At 73.3% G+C, this 2946-nt stretch carries 3 protein-coding genes; 2 read left to right on the top strand and 1 reads right to left on the bottom strand.

Features of this window, described 5'->3' with window-relative positions; translation table 11 throughout:
* On the top strand, positions 1-537 hold a 537-nt coding region (locus AB0J68_RS30175), incomplete at its 5' end, for a hypothetical protein (RefSeq protein WP_363942038.1).
* Between the two features lie 36 nt (positions 538-573).
* Here AB0J68_RS30175 and AB0J68_RS30170 read toward each other — a convergent pair.
* Positions 574-1407: a phosphoribosylaminoimidazolesuccinocarboxamide synthase gene (locus tag AB0J68_RS30170; RefSeq protein ID WP_354861367.1), complete on the bottom strand. Its 834-nt coding sequence runs from the start codon at positions 1405-1407 to the stop codon at positions 574-576.
* A 145-nt stretch (positions 1408-1552) separates the two neighbouring features.
* Between AB0J68_RS30170 and AB0J68_RS30165 the strand changes: the two genes are divergently transcribed.
* Positions 1553-2884, top strand: coding sequence for an extracellular solute-binding protein (locus tag AB0J68_RS30165; RefSeq protein ID WP_363942036.1), 1332 nt, complete (start codon positions 1553-1555; stop codon positions 2882-2884).
* The last annotated feature ends 62 nt before the right edge of the window (positions 2885-2946 follow it).

The raw sequence follows: 2946 nt of genomic DNA, 5'->3' as shown, positions 1-2946 counted from the left end.
CTCGTCGTGGCGTACGCGGTGGTGTCCACCATCCTGGCGGTCTTCGCCACCTTCATCGCGGCGGCCTCGGCGACCGTCGTCGGAGCGCCCGCCGCGGCGTCCGCCGAGGCGACGGCGACCTCGTTCGCCGCCTCGGCGCTCAGCTTCCTGAAGGGGATCGAGGCGATGGCCGAGGCGATCGCCACCGGCGGAGCGGCGGCCATCGCGGGCGCCGCCTCGTTCGACGTCGGCACCCAGCTCGGCACCGGCGACACCGAGGTGCTCAAGGATCTGGTCCAGGCCACCGTCGACGGGCTCGACAACGTGGCCGCCGGGTTCCTGTCGAAGTGGGAGCGCGACTTCGTCGGCTACGGCATCCACAGCGGCGCCCGGCACGCCGTGGGTTCCCCGACCGGGCCGGGCTACCTCATCTACGGCGGTGGGACCCAGGTCGCGCCGGCCGGTTCGGACGGCGACGGGGACACCGTCTGGGGCACCTCGGGCGTCGTGGACAACCTGTGGGCGCGGCTGTTCGGGGGCGACGCCTGGAACCACTGAGCGAGCCGGGACGACACCCGTCCCCCGACGCCGCGTTCACTCCCAGCGGTTGCCGGTGAGCTTCTCGTAGACCTCGACGTAGCGGGCGCGGGTCGCCTCGACGACCTCGGCGGGCACGTCCGGCGCCGGAGGCAGCTTGTTCCAACCACTGCCCGTGGCCCAGTCCCGCACGTACTGCTTGTCGTAGGAGAACTGCACCCGGCCCGGCTGGTACGACTCGGCCGGCCAGAACCGCGACGAGTCGGAGGTGAGCAGCTCGTCGGCGAGCACCAGGGTGCCGTCCGGCGCCCAGCCCAGCTCGATCTTGGTGTCGGCGACCAGGATGCCCCGGTCGGCGGCCAGCTCGGCGCCCCGCCGGTAGACGTCGATGGTGATCTGTCGCAGCCGCTCGGCGGTCGCCTCGCCCACCTTGTCCACCACGTCGGTGTACGTGATCGGCTCGTCGTGCTCGCCGGCCGGCGCCTTGCTCGACGGCGTGAAGATCGGCTCGGGCAGGATCGACGCCTCGCCGAGCCCGCGCGGCAGCGGTACGCCGGAGACCGCGCCGGTGCGCTCGTACTCCCGCAGGCCGCCGCCGGTGAGGTAACCCCGGGCGACGCACTCGACCGGGACCATGTCCAGCCGCTGGCAGCGGATGGCCCGCCCGGCGAACTCGGCCGGCACGTCGGTGGCCGAGATGACGTGGTTCGGCACCAGGTCGGCGAGCTGCTCGAACCACCACAGCGAGAGGGCGGTGAGCAGCCGACCCTTGTCCGGGATCGGTGTCGGGAGGGCCACGTCGTAGATCGAGATGCGGTCCGAGGCGACCAGGATCAGGTCGTCGCCGTCGGCGTACACGTCCCGGACCTTGCCCGAGTGCAGAAGTTCCACGCGCCCTAGTACACCACGCGGCGACGCCGGGCCCGTTCCGGCACCCGTACCGCCCCCGGGCTGCCGGGTGACCGGACGGACGTTGACACCCTCCTGCGCCGCCTGCGTGAATGGTCCGACCCGTCCGTACGTGCCAGGAGACCCCGTGCCCGTTGTCCGTCCCCCGATCGCCCGTTTCGGCGCCGACCCGGGCCGACGTCGAGTGCTCACCGCGCTGCTCGGCGCTCCCCTGCTGGCCACCGGTGGGCTGGCCGGATGCAGCGATGGCGCCGACACCTCAACCCAGGACGGGCCGATCGAGCTGTCGGTCTTCTGGTGGGGCGGGACGAAGCGGGCCGAGTTGACGGAAAAGGTCCTTCGGCTGTATTCGCAGCGCAACCCGCGGGTCAGCTTCCGGATCACCTGGCAGGGCGCCGACGGTTACTACGAGCGGCTGGCCACCCAGGCGGCCGGCGGCAACGTTCCGGACCTGATCCAGCTCGACGACGCCATGCTGACCGAGTACACCGAACGCCAGATCGCCCTCGACCTCACCGAAGCGACCGCCGATCACCGGTTGGACCTGCGTGGCCTGCCGGAGGGTCTGATCCGCTACGGCACCGTGGACGGGCGGACGATGGCGGTGGCCGCCGGGCAGACTCTCGCGGCCGTGGTCTTCAACCGTGACCTGCTGCGCGAGCTGCGGGTGCCCGAGCCGCGCGGCGGGATGTCCTGGGTGGACTACCTCGCCTGGGCGCAGCAGGTCACCGAGGCGAGCGACGGCCAGGTGGCCGGCACGATGGACGCGTCCGGCGACTACCGCGCCCTCTGGCTCTGGCTACGGTCCCAGGGCGGCGAGTTCTACCGCGGGCGGCAGCTCGGCTTTGGCGCCGAGGAGCTGATCGCCTGGTTCGAGCTGTGGCAGCGCGCCCGCACCGGGCGGGCCACGCCGGGCGCGGCCCTCGTCGACCAGGCCGACAGCGGGGAGCCGGCCCGGCAGTTGGTGGTCACCGGGTTGACCGCCGCGTCCTTCGCCTGGTCCCACCAGCTGCCGGAGCTGCAACGACTCACCGATTCCGAGCTGGGTGTGGTGGGCTTCCCCGGCCCGCCGGGCGCCCAGTGGGCGCGGGCGTCGATGTACTGGGCGGGGTTCCGGGGCACCCGCCACCCGGACACGGTGGCTGACGTGATCAACTTCCTGACCACGAACGGGGAGGCGGGCACCGTCCTCGGCCACGAGCGGGGCCTCAACGCCAGCCTCGCCGTCCGCCGCTACACCGAGGGCAGCATCACCGACCCGGCTCAGCAGCGCGCCGCCGCGTTCGGCGCCGGCATCGCCGACCAGCTGGGGCCGGCCCCCGCGCCACCGCCGAAGGGCCATCCCAAGGTGCGTTCCCTGCTGGTCACCGCGGCGGAGAGCCTCCGCGCCCGGCGTGCCGGCACGCGGGCGGCGACCTCACGTTTCCTCGCCCAGGCCAACGCCGCCCTGGCGGCCTGACCCACCGGCGGCCCACCGCCGCCAGCCACGCCCGCTGTCCGCCCCGGCCCGCCGCCGTCGAC

It is taken from the genome of Micromonospora sp. NPDC049580, assembly GCF_040675595.1.
Taxonomy (GTDB): Bacteria; Actinomycetota; Actinomycetes; order Mycobacteriales; family Micromonosporaceae; genus Micromonospora.
The sequence above is the reverse complement of the archived record's forward strand: the minus strand, read 5'-3'. Positions and strand labels throughout refer to the sequence as shown.